Annotated in this window: 27 protein-coding genes and 1 tRNA gene; 17 read left to right on the top strand and 11 right to left on the bottom strand. The window is 39.9% G+C overall.

Annotation, left to right across the window (positions count from 1 at the left end; translation table 11 throughout):
- The first annotated feature begins 3 nt into the window (after positions 1-3).
- Together SOO65_RS04000 and SOO65_RS03995 are read left to right on the top strand one after the other, a co-directional pair.
- On the top strand, positions 4-1,446 hold the full coding sequence (locus tag SOO65_RS04000; RefSeq protein WP_321397313.1) for an AAA family ATPase: 1,443 nt from the start codon (positions 4-6) through the stop codon (positions 1,444-1,446).
- Entirely contained in the window at positions 1,443-2,258 is an 816-nt protein-coding gene (locus tag SOO65_RS03995) for an HNH endonuclease (RefSeq protein WP_321397310.1), read from the top strand. Before SOO65_RS04000 ends, SOO65_RS03995 begins: the two co-directional genes overlap by 4 nt.
- A 7-nt stretch (positions 2,259-2,265) precedes the next feature.
- Here SOO65_RS03995 and SOO65_RS03990 read toward each other — a convergent pair whose 3' ends face one another.
- Entirely contained in the window at positions 2,266-3,354 is a 1,089-nt protein-coding gene (locus SOO65_RS03990) for a hypothetical protein (RefSeq protein ID WP_321397307.1), read from the bottom strand.
- A 235-nt stretch (positions 3,355-3,589) separates the two neighbouring features.
- Between SOO65_RS03990 and SOO65_RS03985 the strand changes: the two genes are divergently transcribed.
- Genes SOO65_RS03985 through SOO65_RS03975 form a run of 3 tightly spaced genes read left to right on the top strand, consistent with a single transcriptional unit; the run spans position 3,590 to position 5,599 of the window.
- Positions 3,590-3,775, top strand: a complete 186-nt coding sequence (locus SOO65_RS03985) for a hypothetical protein (protein ID WP_321397305.1) — start codon at positions 3,590-3,592, stop codon at positions 3,773-3,775.
- Positions 3,775-5,208, top strand: a complete 1,434-nt coding sequence (locus SOO65_RS03980; RefSeq protein WP_321397301.1) for a radical SAM family protein — start codon at positions 3,775-3,777, stop codon at positions 5,206-5,208. Before SOO65_RS03985 ends, SOO65_RS03980 begins: the two co-directional genes overlap by 1 nt.
- A complete protein-coding gene (locus tag SOO65_RS03975) occupies positions 5,198-5,599 on the top strand; it encodes a hypothetical protein (RefSeq protein ID WP_321397298.1) in 402 nt (133 codons plus the stop codon). Before SOO65_RS03980 ends, SOO65_RS03975 begins: the two co-directional genes overlap by 11 nt.
- Here the strand turns inward: SOO65_RS03975 and SOO65_RS03970 are convergent.
- The 3 genes from SOO65_RS03970 to SOO65_RS03960 all read right to left on the bottom strand — a co-directional run bounded on the left by SOO65_RS03970 (position 5,596) and on the right by SOO65_RS03960 (position 10,411).
- Entirely contained in the window at positions 5,596-8,829 is a 3,234-nt protein-coding gene (locus tag SOO65_RS03970; RefSeq protein WP_321397295.1) for an Eco57I restriction-modification methylase domain-containing protein, read from the bottom strand. The genes SOO65_RS03975 and SOO65_RS03970 overlap by 4 nt on opposite strands.
- A 15-nt stretch (positions 8,830-8,844) precedes the next feature.
- Positions 8,845-9,111 (bottom strand): hypothetical protein, encoded by a 267-nt coding sequence (locus SOO65_RS03965; protein ID WP_321397291.1) that lies wholly within the window; start codon positions 9,109-9,111, stop codon positions 8,845-8,847.
- A 526-nt stretch (positions 9,112-9,637) separates the two neighbouring features.
- Complete coding sequence (locus SOO65_RS03960) at positions 9,638-10,411, bottom strand: hypothetical protein (RefSeq protein WP_321397288.1); 774 nt, start codon at positions 10,409-10,411, stop codon at positions 9,638-9,640.
- A gap of 119 nt (positions 10,412-10,530) precedes the next feature.
- Here SOO65_RS03960 and SOO65_RS03955 point away from each other — a divergent pair, with 119 nt between their 5' ends.
- The 3 genes from SOO65_RS03955 to SOO65_RS03945 are packed head-to-tail and all read left to right on the top strand — an operon-like array spanning position 10,531 to position 12,678.
- A complete protein-coding gene (locus SOO65_RS03955; RefSeq protein ID WP_321397285.1) occupies positions 10,531-11,217 on the top strand; it encodes a hypothetical protein in 687 nt (228 codons plus the stop codon).
- A 3-nt stretch (positions 11,218-11,220) separates the two neighbouring features.
- Complete coding sequence (locus tag SOO65_RS03950; protein ID WP_321397281.1) at positions 11,221-11,496, top strand: helix-turn-helix domain-containing protein; 276 nt, start codon at positions 11,221-11,223, stop codon at positions 11,494-11,496.
- A gap of 3 nt (positions 11,497-11,499) precedes the next feature.
- Positions 11,500-12,678 carry a tyrosine-type recombinase/integrase gene (locus tag SOO65_RS03945; RefSeq protein ID WP_321397276.1) on the top strand — a complete coding sequence of 393 codons (1,179 nt, stop codon included), beginning with the start codon at positions 11,500-11,502 and terminating at the stop codon, positions 12,676-12,678.
- 78 nt (positions 12,679-12,756) lie between these two features.
- Here SOO65_RS03945 and SOO65_RS03940 read toward each other — a convergent pair.
- Positions 12,757-12,833, bottom strand: a tRNA-Met gene (locus tag SOO65_RS03940).
- Between the two features lie 156 nt (positions 12,834-12,989).
- On the opposite strand from SOO65_RS03940, the gene SOO65_RS03935 reads away from it, so the two are divergent.
- Positions 12,990-13,298, top strand: a complete 309-nt coding sequence (locus SOO65_RS03935) for a hypothetical protein (RefSeq protein WP_321397272.1) — start codon at positions 12,990-12,992, stop codon at positions 13,296-13,298.
- A 4-nt stretch (positions 13,299-13,302) separates the two neighbouring features.
- Here the strand turns inward: SOO65_RS03935 and SOO65_RS03930 are convergent, their stop codons facing one another.
- Genes SOO65_RS03930 through SOO65_RS03910 form a run of 5 tightly spaced genes read right to left on the bottom strand, consistent with a single transcriptional unit; the run spans position 13,303 to position 18,433 of the window.
- The gene (locus SOO65_RS03930; protein WP_321397266.1) at positions 13,303-14,406 is read right to left on the bottom strand and encodes a hypothetical protein; all 1,104 of its coding nucleotides are present in this window, start codon (positions 14,404-14,406) and stop codon (positions 13,303-13,305) included.
- Positions 14,390-15,418 carry a pseudouridine synthase gene (locus tag SOO65_RS03925; protein ID WP_321397260.1) on the bottom strand — a complete coding sequence of 343 codons (1,029 nt, stop codon included), beginning with the start codon at positions 15,416-15,418 and terminating at the stop codon, positions 14,390-14,392. The genes SOO65_RS03930 and SOO65_RS03925 overlap by 17 nt, the downstream gene beginning before the upstream one ends.
- A gap of 58 nt (positions 15,419-15,476) precedes the next feature.
- The gene (scpB, locus tag SOO65_RS03920; protein WP_321397257.1) at positions 15,477-16,895 is read right to left on the bottom strand and encodes an SMC-Scp complex subunit ScpB; all 1,419 of its coding nucleotides are present in this window, start codon (positions 16,893-16,895) and stop codon (positions 15,477-15,479) included.
- A 9-nt stretch (positions 16,896-16,904) separates the two neighbouring features.
- Positions 16,905-17,750, bottom strand: coding sequence for a segregation and condensation protein A (locus tag SOO65_RS03915; protein WP_321397252.1), 846 nt, complete (start codon positions 17,748-17,750; stop codon positions 16,905-16,907).
- The gene (locus SOO65_RS03910) at positions 17,747-18,433 is read right to left on the bottom strand and encodes a site-2 protease family protein (protein WP_321397248.1); all 687 of its coding nucleotides are present in this window, start codon (positions 18,431-18,433) and stop codon (positions 17,747-17,749) included. Before SOO65_RS03910 ends, SOO65_RS03915 begins: the two co-directional genes overlap by 4 nt.
- Positions 18,434-18,566: 133 nt before the next feature.
- Between SOO65_RS03910 and SOO65_RS03905 the strand changes: the two genes are divergently transcribed.
- The 5 genes from SOO65_RS03905 (at position 18,567) to SOO65_RS03885 (ending at position 21,696) form a co-directional block, all read left to right on the top strand.
- The gene (locus SOO65_RS03905; protein ID WP_321397246.1) at positions 18,567-19,013 is read left to right on the top strand and encodes an NUDIX domain-containing protein; all 447 of its coding nucleotides are present in this window, start codon (positions 18,567-18,569) and stop codon (positions 19,011-19,013) included.
- Position 19,014: 1 nt separating this feature from the next.
- Positions 19,015-20,022 carry a hypothetical protein gene (locus tag SOO65_RS03900; protein WP_321397243.1) on the top strand — a complete coding sequence of 336 codons (1,008 nt, stop codon included), beginning with the start codon at positions 19,015-19,017 and terminating at the stop codon, positions 20,020-20,022.
- Complete coding sequence (locus tag SOO65_RS03895; RefSeq protein WP_321397240.1) at positions 20,019-21,113, top strand: hypothetical protein; 1,095 nt, start codon at positions 20,019-20,021, stop codon at positions 21,111-21,113. Before SOO65_RS03900 ends, SOO65_RS03895 begins: the two co-directional genes overlap by 4 nt.
- A 135-nt stretch (positions 21,114-21,248) precedes the next feature.
- Complete coding sequence (locus SOO65_RS03890) at positions 21,249-21,488, top strand: hypothetical protein (protein WP_321397238.1); 240 nt, start codon at positions 21,249-21,251, stop codon at positions 21,486-21,488.
- Between the two features lie 13 nt (positions 21,489-21,501).
- Positions 21,502-21,696 carry a hypothetical protein gene (locus tag SOO65_RS03885; RefSeq protein ID WP_321397235.1) on the top strand — a complete coding sequence of 65 codons (195 nt, stop codon included), beginning with the start codon at positions 21,502-21,504 and terminating at the stop codon, positions 21,694-21,696.
- Here the strand turns inward: SOO65_RS03885 and SOO65_RS03880 are convergent.
- Positions 21,686-22,798 carry a DegT/DnrJ/EryC1/StrS family aminotransferase gene (locus SOO65_RS03880; protein ID WP_321397233.1) on the bottom strand — a complete coding sequence of 371 codons (1,113 nt, stop codon included), beginning with the start codon at positions 22,796-22,798 and terminating at the stop codon, positions 21,686-21,688. The two genes, SOO65_RS03885 and SOO65_RS03880, sit on opposite strands and share 11 nt — an antisense overlap.
- Before the next feature lie 357 nt (positions 22,799-23,155).
- Here SOO65_RS03880 and SOO65_RS03875 point away from each other — a divergent pair, with 357 nt between their 5' ends.
- The 3 genes from SOO65_RS03875 (at position 23,156) to dnaG (ending at position 26,674) form a co-directional block, all read left to right on the top strand.
- Positions 23,156-23,989, top strand: coding sequence for a flagellin N-terminal helical domain-containing protein (locus SOO65_RS03875; protein ID WP_321397230.1), 834 nt, complete (start codon positions 23,156-23,158; stop codon positions 23,987-23,989).
- 88 nt (positions 23,990-24,077) lie between these two features.
- On the top strand, positions 24,078-24,794 hold the full coding sequence (gene trmB / locus SOO65_RS03870; protein ID WP_321397228.1) for a tRNA (guanosine(46)-N7)-methyltransferase TrmB: 717 nt from the start codon (positions 24,078-24,080) through the stop codon (positions 24,792-24,794).
- 8 nt (positions 24,795-24,802) lie between these two features.
- Positions 24,803-26,674 (top strand): DNA primase, encoded by a 1,872-nt coding sequence (dnaG, locus tag SOO65_RS03865; protein WP_321397223.1) that lies wholly within the window; start codon positions 24,803-24,805, stop codon positions 26,672-26,674.
- Positions 26,675-26,689 lie beyond the last annotated feature (15 nt).

Here is a 26,689-nt window from a genome sequence, read left to right as displayed (position 1 = left end):
TTTATGAAGTTTTACGTAATAGACAGATATGGATCTCCCCCAGCTGATAAACCTCCTTATTGCGTTTTAAGAGCTGATAACTGGGACGACTACACTTATAAAACCACGTTTCATCTATCGGTTTATTTAAAAGGAATAAATACAGGAGAGATAGTCCAAGAAAGCATTGGAACCGTTAAAATATTAAATCAAGATCTGAAAACAACAACTCTTAGTCCTGTATTTGAAACCCTGGACTCTAATTTTTGCTCACTAGGCCAAGAACCATTATATTATGAAAAACTTTCAAGCCTTAAAGCTAAAACTCAAAAGGAAATCCTTAAAGCATTAAAAGATGTTGTTTATGATCCAGACATTTACCGTTTATTCAAAGACAATCAGGGTTTCAAAACTTCACTGTTAAGATTCTCTCCAGCAGAAAAAGCACTCGCCGAAGGGCAGACAATTTTAAACAAGACGAAAAGCGACAACTTCTTCAAGTTCACTTTTAAATTCAAACTTGAATCATTTGAAAATGAACATCACATCGATTTTGATTTTGACTACAATGACTTATTACCTTTTAGAATAAATGCTCTTGTTGGTAAAAATGGTGCAGGCAAAACGCAGTGTATGACTCGGCTAGCGAATGTACTAAGCAAAGAAAACAAAAGTCTTGGTTATTTCGATGGGAATTCACCCTTGTTTGATAAGGTCATTGCTATATCCTATAGTGCTTTTGATAATATTGTTAAACCTGTCTCTGGTGAAAAATTTAGCTATAAATATTGCGGCTTACAGGATGATTCAGGCGTCCTTAATAAAACCAAACTCAAAGAAAAAATAAATATTGCTCTCGAAGAGATTCACTCCCTTAGAAGAAACAGCAAATGGATAGAAGTCCTATATGAACTTATGAGTCATAACCAATACATCTTAAACTTTAATAGCCACCAAGGAGTGCTGAAGATAGAAGATATTTTCCCTAATGAAAATCTCAGTTCTGGACAGATGATGATCCTATCGATTGTGACGGACATTATAGCAAACATCAGAAGAGAATCTTTAATACTTTTTGATGAACCCGAAAATCACTTACACCCGAATGCTACCTCAACAATTCTGAAGGTATTCTATAAAATTCTTGAAGACTTTAATTCATTTGCAATCATATGCACTCATTCGCCACTAATCCTTGCCGAAATTCCGAGGAAATATATCAGAGTCGTTGATAAAGTTTTGGGTAGAGTTGATGTAAGGATGTTAGACATAGAAACTTTCGGTGGGAATCTCAACGATATTACTTCAAATGTCTTCAACGTTATTGAGAGTGAAAGTATGTACAAGTCCAAGCTATTAGAAATTTCCCGAAATAAAAGTTTCGATGAAGTAATGAGAAGCTTCGAAAACAAACTAAGCTTAGGTGCACAACTTTATCTTAAAAGTCTTTACAAGGGCCGTACTTGAAAAATCTAATACCTCTTCAAGATAACGTAAAGCTCGCTTATCGCTCTTCTTTCTCTTCTAAGCAAGAGCCATATCTATCTTTTTTGAATGCACACCTTGCACATGTTGAACAAGCTATAGATGCATATCATGCAGCAGCACCATTATTATTAAACTTACAGCCTCAAATGATGAGTGACACCGATCGAGTAAACTTCCAGAGTATCTATTCTAGTAAAACTAAAGAATTTAGAAGCTACCTAGCTTTACTAAGAACTTCGCAGCCTACAAATTTTCAAAAAGATATATGCCAGTACTGCGGCATTAACTTAAACCGAAGCATTGATCATTTTTTTCCCAAAGAAACCTATCCAATGTTTTCAGGAGTCATTTCAAATTTAATTCCATGCTGCAAGGATTGTAATCAATTAAAGGGACTGAAAACATATTCAAATGGACAAAGATCCTTCATAAACTTATATCATGACACCTACTTAAACATTCCCTTTCTCATTTGTAATGTTCATTTTATCCCCACTCTCAACATCAATTTCACCCTTGATCTCGCAGGCCTACCTCAACCAGCACAATTGATTGTCTCAAATCATTTTAGAGAATTAAATTTGTTACAGACATACAACTCTGCTATTGGAACTTTCTTTGAATCGACAGCAAGAGAATGTCGAGGATATGATAATGCAAGCCTTCGAGACAGTATCACCAGAAAAATAAATTCATTGGAAAGCGTGCAAGGAACAAATTGTTTTCAAGTAGCTCTTCTGAAAGCACTACTTCAAAACATCAATCATTTTCATGGTTTTATAAATCAGTAAAAATATCTCAGCTAACCTTCTTCAATTGTTTAGACTTACCTTCCAACCCAGATTGTTCAAAATTTAAGCTTGAGAGATACTTCTTCGTCTCTTGGGTCATAGCCTCAACTTGTTCTAGGGGGACTTCTGTATATATCGTAATGGCTTCCCGTTTTTCGATCAGAAGTACTTGTAACCTTTCAATTTTCTCTCTCTGACTCATCAATGTTTGGTTAACGAAAGATGCATCCTCGCCTAAAAGAAAGCAAATCGCTCTCTCCAATTCTAAAGCCGATCTAGTAATATGCAGTGGAGCTAAGGCTATCTTTTCTTCTGATTCATATTTTTTTAGAGTGCCCTTACGGGTAGAAAACAACTTGGCAAAAAATCCTCTCTTATTTGGGTCTTCGATATTTTCAAGAGCAGAAATTGCTTCAGAGAACCACTGATTTCGCAGTGTTTTAGTTCTGAGCTTCAATTGGTTAAGGAACACACGATCTTCAGATAACTTCTCGATGTTTATTTCTTGAAAGCATTCAAAAATGGCTTCAAGCTCCCCCAACATATCGCAACTTCTGAAGGAAAGAATTTTCGTAACATCTTTCGTTAATGAGTTCAGTTTTTTTGCATTATCGTAACCAGAAAGAATATGGGCTGCCCCAATGGCAACATTCATAACTGAGGCAACTTGACTTGCGTCCGTCATACCTTTTGAAATTTCTGTCGGATTCCCAATAATTTTCTTTGTTTTTGAATCTACAGCAATAAGCTTGTTTTTCATTAGCTGTGCAGAACCTTCACTTATTCTTTTTGAAATAGCATCAGTGAAAGTTGCTCTGTAATATTGACCCTCACTAATCCCTCTGAAAGCATCTAATGAAAGTCTTGCGACCTCTCCGTAAGTGCTACTTAAGTAACAATTGGTAAAGGCAAGTGCTTTTTCAGAAGCAATTGAAGGTGTCATGAACTCAGAAAAGGTCATATTCTGATAAATTCCAATAGTAAGCTCTTTTTTGACAATGGCTTCATGCTTAGCCTTCTTTCTTTTATGAAAAAGAATCACTATCCAGGCACAAATCGAAAAAATAATGCCAGTGCCTAAGATGACAAATTCCATGATCCACCTCAACTAAGTATGCTTATCTATTCGGTTTCCCTTAGCTAAAACTTGAGTAACACCATGAGTACGGACTCGTAATTTCAATCCCTTACAGTCCATTTACTTGTAAAATTTACTCTCCTCTACTGAGCCATCTAGCCTATGCGTCTTAGCCTTAGTAGAACCCATCGACCGTATAACAATGTTTTACTTTTTCGCATCTATTAGCGAATAAAACTCGTAGGTATTACTAATGAGTACAAAAGCAGTTCGATTCAATGACAAGGAAGATAAGGCTATTAAGGACTTTCTCGAAAAAAATCCTTATTTCGATTTTTCAACCCTGGCTCGCATGGCAATTATCAATTTTATCGAGAAGCCAGAACTCCGTTTAAAGCCAAGCACACTAGAAGCAAATGAAGATAAGAGGGTTCAATAATGAGTACAACTATGACTCCAGAGAATAACAACGTAGTCACACTTCCGTTCACGGGCCTTCCTTCTGAAGAACGGAAACTTCCTATTCCTGAAATTCCAACTCCAAAAAGTGATAAGATTTTCGAGCAAGTGGAAAAGCTCAAAAAAGTTTCAAGCTATAAATCGCAATTTGATTACGATACTTACAGAAAACTTGAATTACGTTTCGGTCTTGAACAACCGCGTGGTGGGATTGTCTTTAACACTCCATTCAAGCTCGTTAATAGCCATACAACTTGCCAACAATGTCTTTATGCTTTTGAGTTAGATACATATGGCCGTGGCTGTACTCATGACTGTGTATATTGTTACGCAAAAGCTGAGCTTACAGTTCATGGTTATTGGAACAAACCATTTCCTATGCCGGTGGATGTTAGCGATATTTGGAAAACATTCTACACTGTCTTTGAGACTGATAAGAATTCCAAATGGCGTTCAGTCATGGAGAAACGTGTTCCTCTTCGTATTGGGTCAATGTCTGATTCATTCATGCATATGGATCAAAAATATGGTGTAACAAAAGAACTTCTCCGTATTCTTGACTATTATAAGTACCCTTATCTCGTGTTTACTCGCTCTGATCTTGTTGCTCATGATGATTACATGAATCTCTTGAATCCTGATCTTTGCTCAGTCCAAATGAGTATTTCATCTACAAATGATGAAATGAATAAACTTATTGAAAAAGGTGCTCCAAGTGCTAAACGTAGATTAAAAGCACTTCAAAAACTAACCCAAAATGGCTTTTGGACTACCGTTCGTCTAAATCCATTCTTTCCAATCTATGCAGACGGGTATTTCACAAACCCTAATTTTGATCGAGACAATATGCCTGAACCTTTCCATTATTCATCATTTGAAATGATTGATGAGATTGCACAGTATGGAGTTCAATCTATATTAGCAGGGATTGTTCGCCTTTCATCATTCGGACTAAATCAAATGGAAAGTGCTATTGGCCGTGATCTTCATGCCCTTTATCGACCAGAAACAAAAAAACAGTCCGGCTTCGTAAATGAAACAAATAAAAAGTCTCGTGACTTCCATTATAGCGATGAAGAGATTAGGGCATATTACGAAAGAATTCATGCTAAATGTCTTCAAAACGGAATTCAGTTTACAACTTGTTATATTGGCAATGGTGAAACTCATTTCTGGAAAGACCAAGACTTGTGGACTAATAAAAAAGACTGTTGCAATGCTATTGATAGAGTGAAGTCATTTGCAAACATAGACACGTCTCGTGATATTTCATGGGAGCAGCGAATGAAGTTTACTAACCATAAACTCTTAAAACCAGTTAAAGAAGAAACCCTACATATTCCATTGGGACAACCACTCCAAATTACGACTGGCTCTGTTGAAATCAATAAGGACTTCGGATTTGAAATCTAGAACTTATACTGGAATCAATATTCAGTGGCCAATCTCTGAAGAAATTACTTCTGGGAGAAAAACTATTGAAACACGAACTTACGCTCTTCCTGAAAAATTCTTAAACCAAGAAATGTTATTAATTGAAACGCCAGGAAAGTCACAGGCGTTTAAATCTCGAATTGTAGCCATTATAAAATTCGTCTCTTCTACTGAGTATAAAAGTAAAACTGAATTCTATAAGGATGTTTCAAAGCATCTGGTGGACAAGAATTCACCTTGGGCCTGGAAAGATAAGAAGAAATATGGATGGGGGGTAAAAGTTATAAAAACTTTCTCTCCCCCCATCGAGTTCAAAGGGAAAAAGGGAATTGTTTACACTAAAAATATCTCAGTCGATCATTGGAATTAAGCGGCTTCATCCATTTCTTCCTCTGTATTGCCCGGCACATAGTTCTGTTCATAAAACTTCAATACATAATCTAGTTCTTTTTCTGTCAACCCAATTAAGTTACCAACAAGCTTTTCAGCCTCCATGATGGATTTCTCTGATAGATTTTGGTCACAAATTTTATCAAAGCAGCTGACTAGTTTTTGTCGATCCTGTTTTGAAAGTTCAGGGACAGGAAGATTGCTAAGAGGGTTTTGATATAGCTCCAATGCAGACCCTTTCCTCTTGCCATTCGTATAAAGCCACAAATAATAAATCTTAGAATTAAACAAAACTGCTAATTCTTTGGCTCCTATATCAGCTGTCGGAACAATGAAGAGTACATCCCTGCTTGAATATACTGGTTTAGGATAGTATGAAAAGATATTCAGTCTTGATCTGTATGGAACGATTAGTTTGTCCTTCGCTTCAAACATCTCTTGCTTGCGAGGACGATGTAATGCAAACCAAGGATAGTCTTCACCGTATCTTTCCATTTGATCGACAAGAATTTTCTTAAACCGTTTTAGATGGTTTTCAAGTTTGGGATACGGAGAGATTGAATCCTCCCATGTAAAATAAATGAGCCCTTTCCCCTTAAGCTTTGCTGTGGTGTAGCTCGAAATGTCCGAACATTTAGCAAAGGGTTTAATAATCTCAACTTCACTCTTGGAAAGTTTTAACGATTTTATCTCATCCTGATCAAGAACAAATACGCCATCATTTTCTTGAAAATCACCACTGAATTTTTTCATATGTGATTTTTTAATCTCGCTTAGTGTGACATCAGCGCCTGTATTAATATCAGCAACATCCATCAATTTTTTGGCACATTTACGGAGTTTCGAAACAATTGAATCTTGTGTCGAGTTACTATTTCCTGAATTAATTAAAATCTGGTTATCTTCGCCAATATAGATCTCATCATTCGAAAAACTTGATTTGTTCGTCGATGATAGTAGATTTAATAGCTTGCCTTGATCACAAGCCCCCTTATCGGGTGATGTATAGACATCACATAATTCAGCCCCAGATTTTCCTTTCTTGAAAAAAGTCACTTGGTTATGTTGGCCTTGTGCCCCTTTGAAAATTTTGAGCTCATTAAAATTAAGGATCTTCCAAAGTGTTGCTCTGTGCTTCAGGTCTGCCCTTAAATTGCTTGCTCCTGTAGCTGTACCAAAATAATTTGTAGAAACTAACCCTGCTCTCCCTGAATCTTTGAGTAAATTTAAGCTTAGGTGGAAGAAAAAATGAAAATAGTCCATCTTCCCTTGATAGTAATTTCTTCCGAGCGATTCATTTTTTACTGCATGAAATATTTCTTTGTTTCCCTTCTCTCCAATATATGGAGGGTTGCCAACAATTGCATCAAGTGAACCTGGTCTAATCTGATTCTTGAACACGTTTTTGTAATCTAAGGAATCTAAAAGTGCGTTCGAACAAACAAGTTGATCCGCAAGAGGTTCTAACGAATCGCCTTTCTGTGATGTATAAATCCATAGCGAAAACTTGGCAAGCTGGGTTGCTAATGGATTAATATCGACACCGAAAACACAGCTTTTGAGAACTTCTTTTCTGATCTTGTCGAATTCGATCGCACCTTTTACCTTCTCATTTGAATCTTGGATTTCAGTAATAGTTTTCTCTAAGAATTTTACAACTCCAAGCAAGAAATGCCCTGACCCCATTGATGGGTCAAGGATTTTTAGTTTCGTAATTTCGCCGATATCCCTTTTATTCACCAGTGGCGAAATGACTTCTTCAACTATATGGTCAACCAAATATTCTGGAGTATAGTAACTTCCTGTTGATTTACGATCACCTTTCGTATTTAGAAGTTCTATCTTTTTTCCCTTCTTAACTAGATTAAATTCAAGCAGTCCCTCAAACAAAGAACCAATATGATCAGGGGACAAAATTTTATAGTCAATGAATTGAAGGTTCTTCTCTTCATCAAGATCACAAGACAAGTCAAGAATTGCCTTATTTAAAAACTCATCTGATATCTTATGTTTACTATAAAAGTCTTCGCTTCCAATCTCGAAAGGCTCTTCACCAAAACCATGGACACCAATTCTCGAATCACCCATTTTGAGGAGGGTGAATAAATCATTGATGTGATTATATGTCTTTGGCTGACCCGACCAAGTTTTCTTAACCTCAAATTGCTCTTTAATATCCATACACATTTTCCTTAAAGAGAATTCGTAATAATCGTCTTGTTTGTTGACTTCAAGAAGACCTTTCGACTCACAGTTAAGTACGAACATCAACTTAAAGAGATAATACATCGAATATTCATACACTTCTTTTAGATCATCTTCAGACGGTTCCTTATATGTTTCCAGAAAGCCTTGGCAGATTGAATCCACAACCTTATATACTCGTTCCTGAAGATTATTCTCAACACGTTGAGAGTAAAATTTTCCGTCCTCAAAAACAAAATCCAAAAATGTACGATCATTTAATCTTGAGTCATTGATAAACGCTTCTACACGGAAGAAGTTGTAAAAATATTTAAATCTTGAGTAGTCCTTAGTTGCTAAGATCTTCTCAAGATCAACTTCGTAATAAGTTGTGTGCTTACTCTCCGAACGAAGAGAGTAAATTCTCCAATATTTACCATCAGTGAGAATTCCCCACTGCTTATCTGTTTGCTTAAGATAGTTAATAATCTGAAACGATGGGTTTTGATTTGTTGCCCCCTTACCGTCAAGAGGGACACCCCAATCTTTGGCATCAGCAACAGCTAGTGCCGATTTAAATTTCAAATTACTTGATGAAGTTTTAGACTTCTTCCAATCTTCTTTAGACGCAAAGAGAGTGTAGTCAGGGTAGTTAGTTACTCCATGTTTCTGAGAGGATTCTTCTAGCTCATATTCCCAGCCGAGAATTTTAAAAACCTTATCAATCCAACTATTCTGAAGCTGTCTCTCTTTCTTGCAATACTTAGGAATATCTTGATCCAACTCTTCCCATAAATTTAATATCGCTTGGAATGCCTGCTCATAGTTTTGAGCATTATCTGATTCTTCAATATTCCAAAAGTTATGTAAAAACTTTGTTGAAGGATGATTATAATATTTTTCGAGATTCGGAAGCCTCTCTTCTAAAAATGGATCTGCAAATAACCCCTTATTGTTATAATAAAGAGCTGTTTTACCTGGCCCAAACTCTGTTTTTTCTCCAACAATATCTTTTACTGTTTTCATAATTGTTCCTTCGAATTAAACGCTTGCTGATGGTTGACGTGATACTTTGCTCTGGATGGCTTTACTTTGGGATGCAGAAGCCATGGCAACATTGCATGCACACAAACAGTCTTTAATAGACTCGTTGTAATTGAAGGTAACGACTGAATTACGTTTGATTACTTGATTGGATTTTAAATTTAAGACTGAACGGTCGAAGTAAAACTCATTCCCGTTCGGATCAACGATGATTCCGTTTTCGTCTTTATCTGAATACCAGAGAACTCTTCCGATAAGTTCCATACCATCAACTCCTTTGATGACTGTCTTTTAATTAGACAGCTTTACGGAGTTCTGGCCGGGAACTTGATAGTGATTGTAAAAAAGATTTACAGTGTTTTAACTAAAAGACTCTGTTATATAGCGATAGGAAGTTTTAACTGCGATAGTTCTAAGTGAAACTGCTCTTGAACCTTCACAAGCGACTTGCCATTTGGGACACTAACCGACTTCGCGACTAGGATACTATTGCATCTATCAGCCTCAAAATTAACGATGGACCCACGCTCAATCTTGGCAATTATCCTAGAACCTACTACGGATTTATCAAAATAGTACTCATTACCCTGAGAGTCTGAAATAACCCCATTCTCATCTCTATGGGACCACCAAAGTACCTTTCCAACCTTCTTCATACCCCAAACCTCAAGCCTAAACGGGCTATTTTATTAGCTTTTAACTAGCTACAGGATACTTATCGGAGAAATCTGCTCAAACTTGAGGATTTTTTAGAAGAAGAAGGTTTTTTATGATGGCAGTGACAACTAAACTATTTTGACGATTTTGAAGTACGCCTTATAAAGTTATCTTTAGCCTTCTCATCCTCAGACAGAAGATAATCATAGTAATACATTTCCAAATCAAAACACTCTGTGCCGGCCATATTTTCGAACCCATCCCATGTATATAAGTTCGACTTTCTCATCTCATCATAAAAATTATCTAACTTAGCTTTATTAATATTTGACGGTGAGTCTACTGACGGAAAAAGACTCCTCTCTAGGCTTTGCCGCAGAGTTGTCTTCCATCTATTCTTTTCCAACGAAGCTCTATTAATGGCAGGCAACATCTTTTGAATTTGTATGTATTCTACACCTTCATCTTTAAACGACTCAAATAACTCTCCTTGGGAAGAAATAAAGTGTTTAAACCAATCAAGACTAAAATTATTTTGTTCGTAAATATCAATCATAAATAGAAATCGAATTGATATTCGAAAATCTGTTTTGGATTTCGTTGGAGAAGGATTAACCTCTCTTCCCCATGTCATTACCAAATCTTTATGTGTTGGTCGTGGGAGCCTATTAAGCCATTCTTCCAAAAAATACCCAGGGTTTGAAAGATGAAATTTCTTTGAAAGTTTTTGGAATTCTACAAGTCTTTTACGTAGATCATTTTCTATTCCTTGAATGATTTCCTGATACTCATCTGACATTTGAATCAATTTGCTGTCTTCAAACCTGCTGAAAATTTGGTCTTTAATTGAATTTTTAAAATAATTTTGAATACTTAGCTCAAAACTTTCATGCGTAGAAAATTCCATTCCAAAAACCTCTAGTTATACTACGGGCCTGTAAATCAACCCACGGTCTATATAACCCAAGCCGTTCAACTTGAGCCATTACAGAGATGCTATTTGCTAACCACAGGAGGTTATATACTATGGAAAATATAAAAATTTCAGACTCAGAAGGATCTTCCGGGTCGCTTTGCTTGCCTAAAATTCAAAATAGGTTTCTAGACAGAAGAACTTTACCCTACGCCACAAAGAATAAGCTTAAGAACTACGGTTCAGACTTACTTAAACAAGCCTATGAAGAAGTCTGTCTCTTACTTAACAAAACCCATAAAAAACAAGTAACCGTCACTCAGTTTGAGAAATTACTTCTCAAAGAAATTAAACTACATACTAAGCTTGAGGTGCACCAAAGCTTCTGGATTGGGAACATGAATATCGACTTATTCTTCCCTAGTATTAAAGGATCTTGTCTTCAAACTAAGGACTCTGGTTTTCAATTCAATGGAGCTGCATTTAATGGCGTTGGCATAGAAGTAAATGGAGAAATTCATGAACAGTATGTCTCTATGTTAAAGGATAATTTTAAATATGCTGTTCTTGAAGACATGGGCATAATGATCTTTGCAATAGATAATGAAGATATAAATTCCGTTTCGGTTCAAAATATCATCAAAGATCTGTGCAACTTTAAAAAAGTAGATTCTAGATCCAAGCAAAGACTACTCGACAGGATTTACCTTCAAACCATCGTCGCCCACCGAAAGCTAATCTTTGAAAACCGGCTCACTCTCCCAATGACGATCTTGAAAGCTTTGGGATACGAGGAGTAGTTTATGAGAAAGCCTGAAATTCTTTCACACTCACCCCTACGCTTAAAGAGAAAAACTCCATCTAATGCTATTACGAGTCCAATCTTTGACAACCGAATAGTGTGCGATGATGAAGCATTGATAACCAAACAGGAAGCATCTGACTTCCTTAAGGTATCAATCAAGACGATAGATAAAATGGTATCCATGAAGACAATCCCCTATTTCAAAATTGGGGCATGTGTTCGCTTTAAGAAAGGTGAACTTCAGAAATGGGCCAAAGAGAACTCAAAGGAGTAATCTATGGCGATCCAACAAAACAAAAAGACTGGTAAATGGAAGGTTGAAGTTTGGTATAAAGGTAAAAGACACTTAACCAAGTCTTTCCCTTTAAAAGCCCAAGCAATCAAATTTGAACGAGACACTCTCACCCAGATTGAAACTCAAGCGCTCACAGGTAGTCAGGCAAAAGATTACCTGTACGATGAGATCTTTGAGTTTTGGCATGTGAATGCTTCAACAAGAAAAAGAGAATCATCCCTCGTAAAAGATGTTCAAATGCATAAGCAGTATATCGCTCCGATTTTAAGTGGTCTTAGGATCAGCGAAATCAATTCTATGCACTTTGAGAAGATTGTTACAGGGAAGATAAAGAAGGGGCTTTCAAAATCGACCGTGAACAAGGTTATTCAACACTTCAAGGCCGTATTTAATCATTCCTTTAACAATGATTACATTGCTAGAAATCCAAGCCGTAGCTTTAAACAGCTAAAGCTCGACAACAAAGAAATGGATTTCCTTGAACACGATGAACTGGATCAGATCTTAACTTATACTAATCAGAGATTTGTTGGTGAGGAGCGATGGATTCACGTCTTTTACTTAACTCTCTTCCTCACAGGAATGAGACTTGGTGAAGTGCTTGGACTTGAATGGCATAAAATCTACTTTGATCGGGATCGAATACTCGTTTCGGACTCTTGGTGCTCTAAAGAACATAAACTCTTAGGAACAACCAAAGGAAAAAAAGATCGAACGGTTCCCCTTCCCTCACTACTGAAAGTTGAATTGGCAGCACTTAAAAATTCTGCCAACGGTTCATTCATTTTTAGCAATGTAACTGGACGTCCAATTGATGCTAACAACTTTAGAAGCAGAACTTGGGCCATGACTTTTGAAGCATGTGAAGTACGCCGTATCCGTATCCATGATGCTCGTCACACCTATGCCAGTCTATTTATGATGAATGGCGGGAATCTTTACGACCTAAAAAAAGTTCTGGGTCATGTCGACATCAAGACGACGGAAAAATATGCTCACCTAAGTAATGAGTATCTTCAAGAAGTGAGAGATATTATTCAGCCCAACATTGGTAAACGAGCTGATGTGCTCTCGGTGAACAGTTTTTCTAGAAATCTGGACGTGACTTATCCTCCCCTAATGTCCGAAAGGGGTAAGGACTATGCGGTGGCATCTGTATGATGGAAAAAGGATTCACGCCCAATTCACGCCCGAGGGTAACTGGTGGTCTCTGTATCTGGTGTATGTATTTGAAAATTTTGGTTGCGGGAGCAGGATTTGAACCTACGACCTTCGGGTTATGAGCCCGACGAGCTACCAGACTGCTCCATCCCGCGATTGATAATGAAAGTCTTGGAAATTAAAGTAGTTATACGCTCCCTAACCCAGCTTGTAAAGCTAAAACCCGAAATCTTTTACTCCGGCATAAATAGCTAAATTTCCTAGGAATTCTCCCGATAAAGTTCCTGATGGTGCTTAAAAAGGATCAAAATATGCATAGCCTAGGACAGAAGAACAGCGAACTAACGATGAAACTTGATACAGAAGAACTGACTTCTACTCAAGTTCGTCTGATCAAAAGTGTTCACGCCCTACTCGCTCACGTACTTGCTTCTGAAGAAGAAGGTGAATACTTCGACGCTAGTGCTGAACTTATGAGAAAAACCGCTGAACTTATCAAGCACGCGAACTTCGCCGTTGATCACAAGGAAATGGCCTATGGTGATCAGGCAGTTGAATTCGCCGTAGATTTTCTAAATGAATCTATGGATGAAAAGAATCTGAACAATATCGATAATTAGTTTTCTACTGCGAGAGGTTGTACAAAAACGGTACGACCTCAATCGCAATCAACACGATGATGATGATCTCCAACGTCTGATTTCTCGATTCACTCACTTCTGAATGCAATAGTTTTGAAATCTCGGCAAGGTTGCCAAGCTTCTCATTAATGCTCTTCTGCCAGTCATCGAAACGGAAACGTTTTGAAGACGCACGGAAGATAGTCGCGAGATAAAAATCTCCCACTGTCTTAAATGAGTTCTCTACGTTCTCAACGATCTCTGAAATCTCGAGATAAATTTGTCCCGCATCTTCAGCAAGACGCGAGTATTTGTTTGATAGAAGACCACGCTTCTTTCCTACAACTTCATTGTAGAGAGTATTTAAACGCTGATCGAGAAGATCATCGTAGTAACGGAGTTCGAGTAATTGGTTAAGGGCAAACTCAATAACCAGTGGCACGTCCATTGATCCGTTTGGCTCAACCACAAGTGCAGAGTTCCAGTCGACAACAACCAGGTCATCTCTCGAATACTGGTAAGTGTTTTCGAGAATGCTCTTCTTCACTTGTTCAGACAAAATGTCTTTTGATTCGGCCAGAATCAGCGCCGGCACATCAACCTTTTCTGTTAATGTTGCAAGAGGACCCTGTAGACCATCAAGCTCTTGAATGAAGTAGGTCACGTAGTCTTCGTTCATGCTCCATTCATTCAATACAGGAATGGCGTTCTTAATATCGTTCTGGAACTGTTTCGCCTTCTCACGGGCAAGAACTTCGATCTCATTGTCGTTCTCAATCCAGCTCGCGATCTTCACAAGCTCAGGCCAGTTTGTATTTTCAGGAATTGGAATTTGGAAACAAAGAGAGACGGTTCCGAAGTACCAAACTTTTGCAATCAGTTCGGCGGCGACCATCTGGTCTTGTAATCTCATGTTCACCGATCCCAATTGAATTGAGAGCGGTGAACTCGAGATGATAAGGGACATGTTATGCTTACGATCTAGTTTGAAGCGGCCTTTGAGCTTGGTATCTTCAAAAAGGGCCTCAACTTTTTCAAGGTCGATCTCTGAACCGATGTCGAAGACTCGGTAAATGAGGATCTTTCCTTTCTTAATTCTTATTTCCATAACCTCTAGACTTCGAAGACTTCTTCATAGACTTAGCGAAATGCGCAGCTCTTTCTTGTGCTTCTGCCTCTGCTTTCTTTGTAGCCTCTTCTTCTGCCTGACGCATCTTAAGATCTTTAATTGACGCAACAGTTTCGTAATAACTTTCCTTACGGAAGCTTTGGAAGCGTTTGTCATCAGCAGGACGAGCTGTTTTAGAAACAATCTTAGCAACTTTTGTTGTGTTAAGTGTCTTCTTCGCAGATACGAACTTACGAAGAGCAACTTTCTCACCGTGCTCATTAAGACCTAATGCTTTAAGAAGTTCTTTACGAGTTGTGAACATATACTGGCCAACTGGAAGAGACTGAATGTTCAGACCTTCGATAGCAACACGACGAAGTTTATCTACAGTTAGATCTACAGCATCACAAATCTTACGGATCTCGCGGTTCTTACCTTCGTTAAGGCGGAACTCAAGCCATGTTTTGTTTGGAAGCTGCTCAATTACACGAACTGATTTCGGCTTAAGAAGACCGTCTTCAGTCATGACCCCGCGCTTGATTTTTGCAAGAAGTGCTTCGTTAACGTGACCGAAAACTTTTACTTCGTACACTTTCTCAACTTCGTAACGAGGGTGCATGATCATGTTGGCAAGGTCACCATCGTTCGTAAGGATCAAAAGACCTTCAGAAAGATAGTCGAGACGACCAACAGGGAAAATTCTTTGTTTAACACCGTAGATAAGGTCCATCACAGTTGGACGACCTTCAGGATCTGATAGAGTTGTCATATAAGCACGTGGCTTATTAAGAACAACATACACTTTATCAATCGCTGCTAGTTCTAGAGTCACACCATCAACCTGGATGATGTCCGTATGAGGGTTAACTTTTGTTCCAAGCTCAGTCACGATTTTCGCGTTAACAGTCACTCGGCCATCAAGAATATAGCCTTCAGCTTTTCTTCTCGAAGTAACACCACAGTCTGCGATAACTTTTTGTAAACGGATAGATAGGTCTTGATTAGACATTTTTGACTCCAATCTGCCTCCCGGCAGTTATAAGGTTGAGAGAAAAGAACGAGAACCCTTACAGGTTCTCGTCGTTATTTTCTATAGCTGGTACTGGTACTTCATTTAGGAACGCCAGGTCAAGATCAAAATCTTTACCCTTGGTAATTGCTTCATCAATTGTGAAGTCTAAGTTGTTGATATCACCATCAACATCAAAGGCCATCTCCCCTTCTTCTAGCTTTTCGCCAGTCAGGTTCTCGAATGCTAGGTCTAGAGCTCGCTCTAATTCCTCAGCTTCTTGAGACAGATCCATTGATTCGAAGTTAACAACTTCTTCTGCTACGTGAGCAGCTTCAGCTTCTTCAATTTCTGCAATTTCCGCAGCTCTTAGAGCTTCAAACTCTTCATCGATTTCAGGAGCATTGAAAACAACACCCTCTTGAGCGATGTCCACAACCTTGGCATCAATCACGTTCATAATAGTGATTGAATCAGCTGCGGCCTTAGTCTGACGTACAGACTCTTCACGGTTAACGAAGTCTTCAAGAATATCGAAAGCGGACTTACGAACAGCAGTTTCGCCGTCAGTTTTTCTCTTCTCTTCAGATTTAAGAAGGGCCGTGAAATTTGTATCAGCAGCGATAAGGTTGATGTCGTTTGAAAGTCTTTCAAGCTCGTCAGACTCATCAGCGCTGAATTTAGAAAGGTTCTCAGAACGAAACACTACTGACTTGATATCAGCAATTGTACCGATTGTGTTCTTAGTCGCCATTTCTTCAAGCTCATACTCAGGTGGAAGACCCGAGATATCAGCAAGGTTAAATACTTCAAGGAACTCATCAGTCGTTCCAAATAGAGATGGACGACCTAGCTCTTCAGAACGGCCAGTGATTCTCACCAGACGCTTATCCATAAGAGCACGGATGATGTGAGATGAATCCACACCACGGATTTTTTCAACTTCAGTTTTAGAAACCGGTTGTTTGTAGGCAATGATCGCCAACACTTCAAGAGCTGTTGGAGTAAGAACAAGTGAATTGATCTTAAATAGGTTCTGAACGAATTTCGAATAAGTCGCTTTCGTACGGAACTGGTAACCTTCCGCAACCTCTACCAGACGAATACCATGGAATTTTTCTTCGTAACCGGCCTGGAGTTTAGAAAGTGATTCGTGGATCACACGTAGTGGAAGTTCGTTATCAATCTGAGCTTTGATCTTTTGAATTGAGATCGGGCGGTCAGACATGAAAATGATTGTTTCGATAGCACCGCAAAGCGTGTCTGCATTTAGACCCGTACGCGCCTGCCAAAGCATATCTTCTTGCTCTTTCTCATCATAGTGATTGAGGTCAAGCGAGAAGCCCTCGGCTTCTACCGTTTCAGTAGTAGCTGCAACTTCAACTGTTTCAACAGTCTCAACTTCCGACATTTCCGCTGCAGCTTGCGCTTCAACAGAAAGATCCCATTCGTAGTTGATGTCGTTCATCGAATCCATAGCACTTCCTTATTGGATAGGGGCCGCTGCTTCCGCAGGGGCTGCCGCTTCTTTTGGTTTGTTTGCTTCGCCTTCCGGATCGAAACCATTTGCTGTTTCTGGATCGAAAGACTCTAAACTTTCCTTAACCTCGATGTAAATGGAGCCTTTATCCTCGTTCTGGAAAATTTGTAATTTTTTCAGACGAGCAAGCTCAAGAAGCGAGATAAAGGTGATTACTTTATCAATAATTCCTGTTTCATTTTCATCTAGAAGCTTATCAAATTGAGTTGTATCGCCTTCCTTAAGCATAGACTTAAGACGAACCAATTTCTCCTTAATAGAGAGACGATCACGCTTAACAACGGCATATTTACGCTTCTCACGACGGATAAGATCCATCATGGTTTCAGTTAATTGCTGAAGATCAATTGGAGTAAGGATGGAATCTTCGATCGCCTTACGATCTACTTTTCCTTTCACGAAAATCTCGTGACCTTTCTTTGGTAGGCCCCAAAGACGCTGACCTAGACGCTGGAAGCGCTCAAGCTCTTCAAGACGCTTAATCAAATCACCACGAGTCTGGATCTCAAGACCCATTTCACCGGCAGTAATCTTGATCAGGTTCTGATCCTGAGATTCATCCGCGATTGTTTGCGACTTTAAATAAAGAAGAGTCGCGGCCATATAAAGATATTCACCGGCCACATCAAAGTTCAGATCCTGCATCTTTTGAAGATAATCAAGATACTGATGAGTGATCGTATTGAGCTCAAGCTCCTGAATACGCATTTCTTCTTTCTGAACTAAGTGCAGAAGAAGTGCTAGAGGACCGTCGAAACGATCTATCTTAACTAGGATTTCATTCTCGGTCATACGATTCCTCCGAAGAGTCCTACAAAGGTGAACATCAAATAGTTAGCAATAACTTGAGCTGGCATAAGTACGTAGCTCAGAGTGTGAATGCCCATGAAACTCAGGGCCATCACCATCAGGAAGATCACCGGTGTGTAACGGGCGAAATTTTCGTACTTATAAAGCGCCTGACCTTTCAGAAAAGATGAAACCATCTTCGAACCATCAAGTGGTGGAAGCGGAATCAAATTGAAGAAGGCCAAAATGAAGTTAATGAATACAGAGTACTGAAGCATGCGAATTGAAATGCGATAGTAACCCCAATCAGGAGAAACTTTCGTTGCAATCACTGCAAGTACGAGAGCTGAAAGAGTTCCAAGTAGTAGGTTCGATAGCGGACCAGCGAAACTTACCCAGAAAATTCCAGAACGGATCTTTTTGAAATTACGAACTTCGATCGGCACTGGACGTGCCCAACCGATCATGGCGAAATTTGTTACAGCAGCTAGAAGTGGGAAGAAGATCGTTCCCCATGGATCGTAGTGTGCAGCAGGATTTAATGTTAAACGACCTGCGTTTTTCGCAGTTGGATCTCCAAATTTATTCGCCATCCACGCGTGGGCCGCTTCGTGTGTCACGATTGCGAGCAAAAACCCAGGCAGGGATTGAGCTATATTGAAGAGTATCGTATTCAAATCATTCATCTATTCTTCATATCAAATCCGGCCATATGACGCAATTTATAAGTTGAGTTTTAAGGTCAGCTACGCAGAGCAAACTACCTAAAATCTCACTCGAGTTTTTGGACAATCCTGATCTTGTCGCTCATAATAAATTATGAGTTCAAAAACTAAAAAAGCTCAGGTGGTCTTGGCCGCTCTTGACCAACCTAGTCATAAATTCCAATTTCTCCTCATGAGAACCAATGAACGCCGCGGAGGCTTCTGGCAAAACGTGACGGGAAAACTCGAAGACAATGAGACCTATGAAGAAGGTGGACTTAGAGAGGCCATTGAGGAAACTGGTCTCAATATCGAAACCATCATGGATATGTTGAACCTCGGTTTAAAGTACGAGTTCACTGATCAACGTGAGAGAAAATGCCATGAGGAATGCTTTCTGATTATTCTGGATCAGAAGTGGGAAGTAAAAATTGATTCTCATGAGCATCAGGATTTTAAATGGGTCGGCATCGATGAGATCCATCGCGATATCGTAAAACACGAATCAAATTTTGAGACACTGGTTAAATCGCAACATCTTCTGAAACATTGGGGCGGCTAAGATGTGGTGGATGCTTCTTCTCCTTACTCCAATGGCGTTTGCTCAGACAAAGTCTGATCTTAAGGCGATTCAGGAACTAGATGAAGAGCTTCCGACGTTTAACGACTACCAGCCTTCTCAGGATGAGGTAAATTTCGAAAGACAAAACCGAAAATATCAGCCACCGAAGAAAATTGTTCACTACAATACCATTGTGAACAGCGGAACCCAGATGGGTGCGGTCAGTGCCGGTGTTCCGGTAAGAAATATCGAAAACAATAAGAACTATACCCTTTCTCGTAATTCATATATCCGTTACTTCAATCTGGAAGATGAGAACGGGTTTAAGTACATTCAAAATAAGAATGGAACTGTGACCTGGAGAATTTTGAGTCGCTATGTAGAGCCCATCAAAGAGGAACTGGCGATGTATGAACCTCCTCTCAAGTACACTCCCGCTCCGGATAATATTGTTCGCGCGGAGTACGATACAAAACTTTCAATTCCTCCAGAGTTTAGTTTTTATGCCGGTGTTGCCAAGGGTGACTATATGGCAAAACTTTTCAATGACTCAAGTGTCTCGAGCGGAAACACAACTCAGTATGGCGTGCATTTTTTCACGCAGTGGAAACTTCCGCTTAAGGTCGGTGCTGTTCTTCACTTTGAACAGACGGCCTATGACGGCGGGAAGATTAAATACACGGCCCCATCTTTTGGACCGCAATTTAAAACCAAAGAATTTGAAATTCTGGGGCAACCGCTCCGTTTTCAGACTCAATTCCGTGTGAGTCCTCTTGCCCGCGCTCAAGCGGAAAGACCGAATGGAAGCTTTACCCAGAAGTTTAATTCAGCTGATCTACTTTCATCTTTTGAAAGACCCATTAAAAATGGCTGGGGCGAATTCGTCATTGGCGTGTTCTATCAGGCACAATGGCTTAATATGAAAGATCAGAGCAATACCTCTACCCTTCAAGCTTCGAATGAAACGAATAAGAGCTTTGGACTTTCTTTCGCACAGGTCTTTCAATGAAAAAGTTTTTGTTCCTGACATTCTTTTTTTGCTTCAATGCTATGGCATTGGATGCGGTGATTACGGTTCTTGAAGCTCCTCTATTTAAATACAAAAGCTACGACGCTCCAGTTGTTCAGTACAAAAGAAAAGGTGATGTGATCAAGATTCACCCTTCTGTTGCGAATGAAAACAAGTTTCAAAGAATGGCGCCCTCTAAGCAAAAATTAGAGACCCTAAAAATGAAAATGAAAAATAGTCCTGAATACAATCAGGATCCTCTTTTTCGTGGTGAAGCTGAAAATACCTATTATCTGGAAGATGAATTCATTCCGACGCTCGATCGCCAAGGTAACCAGGTGTATGTGCTCTCAGAGCATATCTTCGTTTACTTCAATGACTCTCGAGAATTTACTCAGTTTCAAAATAAGAAAGATCCGACTGATTACCGTTTAGAGGAACCTCTTCCAAAGAACTACCCTCTAAAAAATCCTTCGGGCTATCGTGGACAGTTCATTATTGGTCTAACTCAGCCCTATTTTGAAAGTTATCCCTACAAGGACGATGTTAGAACCAAGGGCTATCAAAGTCCCATTGATGTGAACCTTACACTTCTTAGAGAAGCCAAGGGCAATTATCACAATCGCTTCTTCATTGGGGGAACTCTCAATGTCCGCTCATTTGAGAACTCATATACCTTCTTTACGAAGCGTTATTCTGAGGAAAAAGGCATTAAGTTAGGACTTGGTCCTACGGCGAGTTACGACGCTTTTAAAGGCGAAAAAAACCGCATCAACCTTTCTTTGAATCTAATAGTTAATCTTTTTAATCAGCTTTCCATTACCCAAACGGATGGTCTTGTTACTGATTCCCGCAAATACCAGGGCTACTCTTTTAGCCCACGTCTGGCCCTTCAATATCACCGTAAAAACGTGCTGGAAGAGGTAGATTTCGTCTTAGGAACCGCTCTTGAGATGGAAACGGCAACTTCTTTCCAGGCAAAAAATGGTGGTAGTCAGGCTTCTTGGTGGGAAAACCTCGGTGATGATAAATTTAGTACAGGAACAACATTCACGTTAGGCGGGTATATCGGTATCCAATCCGCGTACTAAATAGCTCGGGAATTGTGTAAAAAAAATTTTCAGATTTTTTTTCATAATGCCTAAAGTTTAAACAGCCCCTACCGAAGAGTTGATCAAATGAACTTACAGGATGTGAGTTCGCTAGTCGAAACCATGGAGGGTAACATGACTACATCAACTACAAAAAAATCAAACACTGTAAAAAACAACGTGAAAGACGTTCTTTTCCAAAAGATCGGTAACACTTGGTTCATCTTCTCTGAAGTGAACAATGAAGTTGTGTATTCTGTAATGCCAGAAGGCATGGACCCTAAATCAACTAAACTTGAACTTTATGAAATCATCGAAGAGCATCTTACAAAAGTTGCTTCTCACAAGCGTCGCGCTCCAGAAGCCGTAGCTTAATAAGAAGATCGTTATGGCCGCACCGAAATTAAGGCCTTCTGACTATGCAAAGCTTTATCAGGTAGGCGCAGACGAAAAGAACCTCCATGAAAAAAAAATCGTTGAGTCGCTTCAAAAACGACTCAACGATATGATTCAGAGGGATCCTAAATTAGCGAAGAAGGCCGCGCTCGTGATCGAGCAGTGGCTGAAAAAGACTAGGCCTTAAAAGCGTTCACTTTTTCTACAACGTAATCAATCTCTTCCTGTTTCATATAAGCGAAACATGGAAGATTGATCACAGATTTCGAAATCCATTCAGCATGTCCGTGAGAGATTTTTCCACCAATGTGAGCAGCAGCTCCTGGTTGAACACTCATGGCACCCGGATAAACTGTTCCGTAACCAATATCATTTGCTTTTAAATATTCAATGAAAGCTGGACGAGTTTCAGGAGTCATAAGAGCAACTGAAAGATATCCGTTTTCCCAAACGTCTTTTGATGGTGCCATCATTTTAAGCGCAGGATTGTTAATTTTCTTACGGTACTCTTCTACAACGTGACGACGGCTATCAAGACGAGCATCAAGGTGTTTTAGAGACTCAACCATGAACATCGCTTCGTAAGCACCAAGACGAGAGTTCCAACCAATCATTCCGTGATCATAGTGACCAGTACGACCGTGGTTAAGAAGGATCTTGGTTGCAGTTGCAACTTTCTCATCAGTTGTGAATACGCCACCAGCGTCCCCACTCGCTCCTAGAACCTTTGCAGGATAGAAGCTTGTCGTAGAAACTGAAGCGTTAGTAAGAATCGACTCACCTTTGATTTTTACACCAATGGCCTGAGCACAGTCTTCAACCAGGATTACGTTTTTAGATTTACAGTATTCACGAATCTCAAGCGTCTCCGGACATGCCCATCCGTAAAGGTGAACCATAAGGATCGCCTTAGGATTGAACTTCTCTACACCCTCTTTCACTGAAGCAAGAGTTAGGTGAAGAGTTTCGCGAGATACGTCAATTGTGTATGGAACAGCACCTACGTTAACGATCGCTTCGAAAGTTGCCCAGAAAGTCATATCTGGAAGAAGAACTTTATCGTTCTTCTCTACACCAGCAGCACGTAGTGCAAGTTGAATGGCATCTGTACCGTTAGCACAACCAAGTGCATACGAAGTTTTTGTATAATCTTTAAGTGCAGCTTCGAACTGACCAACAACTGGACCACCTACAAAGTGACCGTTCTTCAGAAGCTCAGCGGCCTTTGCAGATACTGTTTCGAGGAAGTTGTTTTCGTAACGAAGGATATCGATAAAAGGAACTTTCATTTCACTCTCTCTTTGAAGAAGAATTTTTTCGCAATTTTACCTAAATTAAAATGGCACGTCGAGAAAGCTGACTGAAAATAAATCTTACCGAATACACGACTCATCTAGTCAGACGTTCTTTTTCTCTCGCGAACTTAGATCAATTCAACAAAATTACTCTCCCATTTTTTTCTTATGTTTTAGGCAAAATATTCCTCATGTTTCCTCAAAAACGCACCGAAATGCTTGGTCAACAACGGCAACATCATGGTGATGCGGCCTAAAAATAAAAACAGAGCATGGTTGCTCAATGATGGACACGAACAAATCCATCATCTGACTTGGAGGTTGGTAATGATTTTAACCGGAGGATAGTCTATGGGTTTCAGAATTAACACAAACGTTGCTTCACTTCAGGCGCAGAACTCAGTTGGTAAAGTGAATCGTGAGACACAAGAAAGTTTCGCAAAACTTTCTTCGGGTAACCGAATCACAAAATCAGCAGACGATGCAGCAGGGCTCGCGATCTCTGAGAAATTAAAAACAGAGATTCGTTCAGCTCAACAAGCCAACCGTAACGCCAACGATGGTATCTCAATGGTACAAACAGCGGAAGGTGGTCTGAATGAAACATCAAACATTTTGACACGTATGAGAGAGCTTGCGATCCAATCTTCTTCTGATACGGTAGGTGATGTAGAAAGAGGTATGACGGATCTGGAATATCAACAACTGAAATCTGAGATGGAACGTATTTCTCAGGTGACACAATTCAACGGTAAAACACTGCTGAATGGTGAAGGTGAAAAACAAGAATTCCAGGTCGGTACAGGTGCAGATGAGTTTAAAGACAGAATTGGTTTCGATCCAGGACAATTAAATTCTGGTGTTGAGGCCCTGGGTGTAAGCTCACTATCTGTTGGTAGTAAAGAAGGCGCTCAAGATAGTCTTGCATCGATTGATGCCGCTATCGAGAAAGTGTCGGGTCAAAGAGCGGTACTTGGTGCCCTTCAAAACCGTCTGACATCGACTTCGAATAACTTGCAGACGTACACTGAGAACATGAGTGCCGCTAATAGCCGTATTCGTGATGTGGACTATGCTGAGGAAACTGCTAAGCAGGCCCGTAACTCGATCATTGGCTCTGCAGGTACTTCGGTACTCGCTCAGGCCAACATGAATGGTCAAAGTGCTCTTAAATTGATCGGCTAAGACGTTAGAATCTGAAAAAGCAAGGCCCTTCCTTAATCGGAAGGGCTTTTTTATTTACTGCAACGTGTTTTTTTGCTATTTCCCCTCTATGACAATTGAAAAACCGGCCAGAAAAACCTTAGAAGATAACTTCGCTTATCGTTCTGATTTTAAGTACACCCACGACAATCCTTACCACGACAAGCTCGAGGTCTTCGATTCTTTCGTTCTTCGTGACGAAGAAGCTGAAAGCAATGTTGGTAAATGGGGTCAGCTCTTCAAAAACGAAAAACCTATCGAAGTTGAGATCGGAACAGGTTACGGCGAATTCATGATGGAATATTGTCAAAAATATCCCGACGTGAATTTCATCGGTCTTGATCACCGTTTCAAGCGCAGCTTCAGTGTTGCCAAAAAACTGGATAAACTTGAACACAAAAACTTCCGCTATCTTCGTGCTCGCGGCGAGCGTCTGGAATTCATGTTCCAGGAGAATGAAGTACAATCGGTTTTCTACTTCTTCCCGGATCCGTGGCCCAAAACTCGTCACCACAAGAAGCGTTTGTTTCAAAAACCATTTTTGAACGCTTGTGCCAAAGTGCTTAAGCCAGGTGGAACGCTTTTCGTGAAGACCGATCACGATGGCTACTTCGACTGGATGCTTGAGCATCTTAAAGATGAAAAACGTTTTGAGATTCTGCTTCAGTCTCGTGACCTGCGTAATGAATATCCAGAACATTTTCTATCGCAATTCACGACGAAGTTTGAAAAGATATTCTTGTCTCAGGGAACATTGATTAAATCGATCGTACTACGCAAGATCTAAGGATAAACGTGGCCTTTGAAGAGTTGAAAGACCGGATCAAAGATTCGCCAATTTCTATGGTGCTGTCGCACTATATGTCCTTGAACAAGCGTGGGGCCAATCTTGAAGGGATTTGTCCTTTCCACCCGGATACCAAACCATCACTCAAAGTGAACGACGGCAAAGGCATGTACAAATGCTTCGTGTGCGGTGCTGGTGGTGATGCGATTACATTCGTAAAAGAATTTAAGCGCATTGAGTTCGTAGATGCTCTTCGAGAGATCGCCGGTATTCTTGGTCTGCCATTTGAAGAACAAAAAGAAAAAAAGAAAAATCCAAAAATTGAAATGGCCCTGAGAGTACTAAATGCCTCGGCCAAACTTTATAAGAAGGTTGCTTCTCAAAATCCTCAACTTTATACGGAGTTCATCGAGAAGCGAAAACTTGCTCCCGAGACTGTTGAGCAATGGCAAATTGGCTACGCTCCAGCGAACAATGCCCTCTTCCACTATTTAGATTCCCTACCCGGTGCCGATGGTGATTTCGCCCGTCAAGTCGCTAAAGAAATTGGCATCATTCGATTCAATGAAGAAAAAAATAGCATCTACGATCAGTTTAGAGAAAGAGTCATGTTCCCTATTCACGATCATTCAGGACAGATTCGCGGCTACAGTGCCCGTACTGTTACTGATCACGTTGCAAAATATATCAACTCTTTCGATTCATTCATTTTCAACAAAGGCTCTATTCTCTTCGGATTTGGCTTTGGAAAGAATGCCATTCGACAAAGCGATCAAGTCATCCTGGTAGAAGGTAACATCGACGTTATTACGATGCACCAGTATGGATTTCAGCAAACGGTGGGGACCATGGGAACCGCGTTGTCTGAGCAATCTGTTCGTCTTCTGACCAATATGACGAAGAATATTTTCCTCGCATTGGATTCTGATAATGCCGGTAAAAAGGCCATGGCACGAATCAATGCAGAATTCCTTGGCGTGAATGTCCTGCCAAAATATTTGACCTTTGAGCCGCATAAGGATCCGGATGAGTTCCTCATAAAAGAAGGCCGTTTGGCGCTTTTAGAGCGAATTGAAAAAGCTCCGATCTACCTGGACGTCTTGATCCAGGAGCTCATGCCTTCTCCAATTCCAGAGAATACCGATCTAAAACTTAATACCCTGCATCGCATTTTCGAAGTGGTATCTCCTTTGAAAGAACACCTTTCTGCCACAGAAAGAATCGTTAATGCGGCAAAAAGCCTAGGGCTACGATCGGACTCTGCCACGATCTTGGATAGCTATAAAGAATTTCTAAGTCGCCAAAAAGAAAAGGTTCCTCAGACTGTAGAGAGACCGAAAATTCAAGAAAACGAAGAAATTCTTCTGGAAAACGAGGAAGAGGCCCGGAAATTGCATACTCAAATTGCAAGTCAAGTACTCCTGCCTCCTAGCAAGAGCGAGAGGGTCTTCATTCGAGAAATCCTCTGTCATCCCGAGTTCTTGACGCACTTGAAAGCAGATGAATTTCTTGCCACTATTGGGCATGTTGAGGTAAAAAAACTAATTCAATGGCTCGTTAAAATTTATTTGGAAATCGACGATGCGGAATATGTGTCGATTGTTCAAGATGAACTTCAGTACGGAGGCTATTCAAAAGAAATGGTCGACATTGGAACTGATGCTCTTTTCCACTATGGAAATAAATATAACGAGAAAGTGATTCAGCGGATGTTGAAGGATTATCACTTAATGCTACGGATGGACCAGTTGAAGATAAAGCGCAAAGAACTCGTCGTTCGTCAGCAGTCCTCGCAAACGCAAAATGAAGTTGATCTTATTTTGAGCGAAATCTCAAAGGTAGATAAAGAGATTTTGAATCTCAAAAATACAGTGCCCTAAGTTCTAGGAGATACT

Origin of the sequence: Peredibacter starrii, from assembly GCF_034259205.1 — a bacterium.
GTDB lineage: Bacteria > Bdellovibrionota > Bacteriovoracia > Bacteriovoracales > Bacteriovoracaceae > Peredibacter > Peredibacter starrii.
Note: the sequence above shows the minus strand (reverse complement) of the source record. Positions and strands in the feature narration are given on the sequence as shown.

Excerpts from the sequence above, each read along its gene's own strand:
- SOO65_RS03900 (WP_321397243.1), top strand. The coding sequence starts at position 19,015 with ATGTGGTGGATGCTTCTTCTCCTTACTCCAATGGCGTTTGCTCAGACA.
- SOO65_RS03945 (WP_321397276.1), top strand. The coding sequence starts at position 11,500 with ATGGCGATCCAACAAAACAAAAAGACTGGTAAATGGAAGGTTGAAGTT.
- SOO65_RS03935 (WP_321397272.1), top strand. The coding sequence starts at position 12,990 with ATGCATAGCCTAGGACAGAAGAACAGCGAACTAACGATGAAACTTGAT.
- SOO65_RS03875 (WP_321397230.1), top strand. The coding sequence starts at position 23,156 with ATGGGTTTCAGAATTAACACAAACGTTGCTTCACTTCAGGCGCAGAAC.
- SOO65_RS03910 (WP_321397248.1), bottom strand. The coding sequence starts at position 18,433 with ATGAATGATTTGAATACGATACTCTTCAATATAGCTCAATCCCTGCCT.
- SOO65_RS03885 (WP_321397235.1), top strand. The coding sequence starts at position 21,502 with ATGGCCGCACCGAAATTAAGGCCTTCTGACTATGCAAAGCTTTATCAG.
- SOO65_RS03950 (WP_321397281.1), top strand. The coding sequence starts at position 11,221 with ATGAGAAAGCCTGAAATTCTTTCACACTCACCCCTACGCTTAAAGAGA.
- SOO65_RS03990 (WP_321397307.1), bottom strand. The coding sequence starts at position 3,354 with ATGGAATTTGTCATCTTAGGCACTGGCATTATTTTTTCGATTTGTGCC.
- SOO65_RS03980 (WP_321397301.1), top strand. The coding sequence starts at position 3,775 with ATGAGTACAACTATGACTCCAGAGAATAACAACGTAGTCACACTTCCG.
- SOO65_RS03905 (WP_321397246.1), top strand. The coding sequence starts at position 18,567 with ATGAGTTCAAAAACTAAAAAAGCTCAGGTGGTCTTGGCCGCTCTTGAC.
- SOO65_RS03965 (WP_321397291.1), bottom strand. The coding sequence starts at position 9,111 with ATGGAACTTATCGGAAGAGTTCTCTGGTATTCAGATAAAGACGAAAAC.
- scpB (WP_321397257.1), bottom strand. The coding sequence starts at position 16,895 with ATGGATTCGATGAACGACATCAACTACGAATGGGATCTTTCTGTTGAA.
- trmB (WP_321397228.1), top strand. The coding sequence starts at position 24,078 with ATGACAATTGAAAAACCGGCCAGAAAAACCTTAGAAGATAACTTCGCT.
- SOO65_RS03880 (WP_321397233.1), bottom strand. The coding sequence starts at position 22,798 with ATGAAAGTTCCTTTTATCGATATCCTTCGTTACGAAAACAACTTCCTC.
- SOO65_RS03985 (WP_321397305.1), top strand. The coding sequence starts at position 3,590 with ATGAGTACAAAAGCAGTTCGATTCAATGACAAGGAAGATAAGGCTATT.
- SOO65_RS04000 (WP_321397313.1), top strand. The coding sequence starts at position 4 with ATGAAGTTTTACGTAATAGACAGATATGGATCTCCCCCAGCTGATAAA.
- SOO65_RS03970 (WP_321397295.1), bottom strand. The coding sequence starts at position 8,829 with ATGAAAACAGTAAAAGATATTGTTGGAGAAAAAACAGAGTTTGGGCCA.
- SOO65_RS03960 (WP_321397288.1), bottom strand. The coding sequence starts at position 10,411 with ATGGAATTTTCTACGCATGAAAGTTTTGAGCTAAGTATTCAAAATTAT.
- SOO65_RS03895 (WP_321397240.1), top strand. The coding sequence starts at position 20,019 with ATGAAAAAGTTTTTGTTCCTGACATTCTTTTTTTGCTTCAATGCTATG.
- SOO65_RS03925 (WP_321397260.1), bottom strand. The coding sequence starts at position 15,418 with ATGTCTAATCAAGACCTATCTATCCGTTTACAAAAAGTTATCGCAGAC.
- SOO65_RS03930 (WP_321397266.1), bottom strand. The coding sequence starts at position 14,406 with ATGGAAATAAGAATTAAGAAAGGAAAGATCCTCATTTACCGAGTCTTC.
- SOO65_RS03890 (WP_321397238.1), top strand. The coding sequence starts at position 21,249 with ATGACTACATCAACTACAAAAAAATCAAACACTGTAAAAAACAACGTG.
- SOO65_RS03915 (WP_321397252.1), bottom strand. The coding sequence starts at position 17,750 with ATGACCGAGAATGAAATCCTAGTTAAGATAGATCGTTTCGACGGTCCT.
- SOO65_RS03955 (WP_321397285.1), top strand. The coding sequence starts at position 10,531 with ATGGAAAATATAAAAATTTCAGACTCAGAAGGATCTTCCGGGTCGCTT.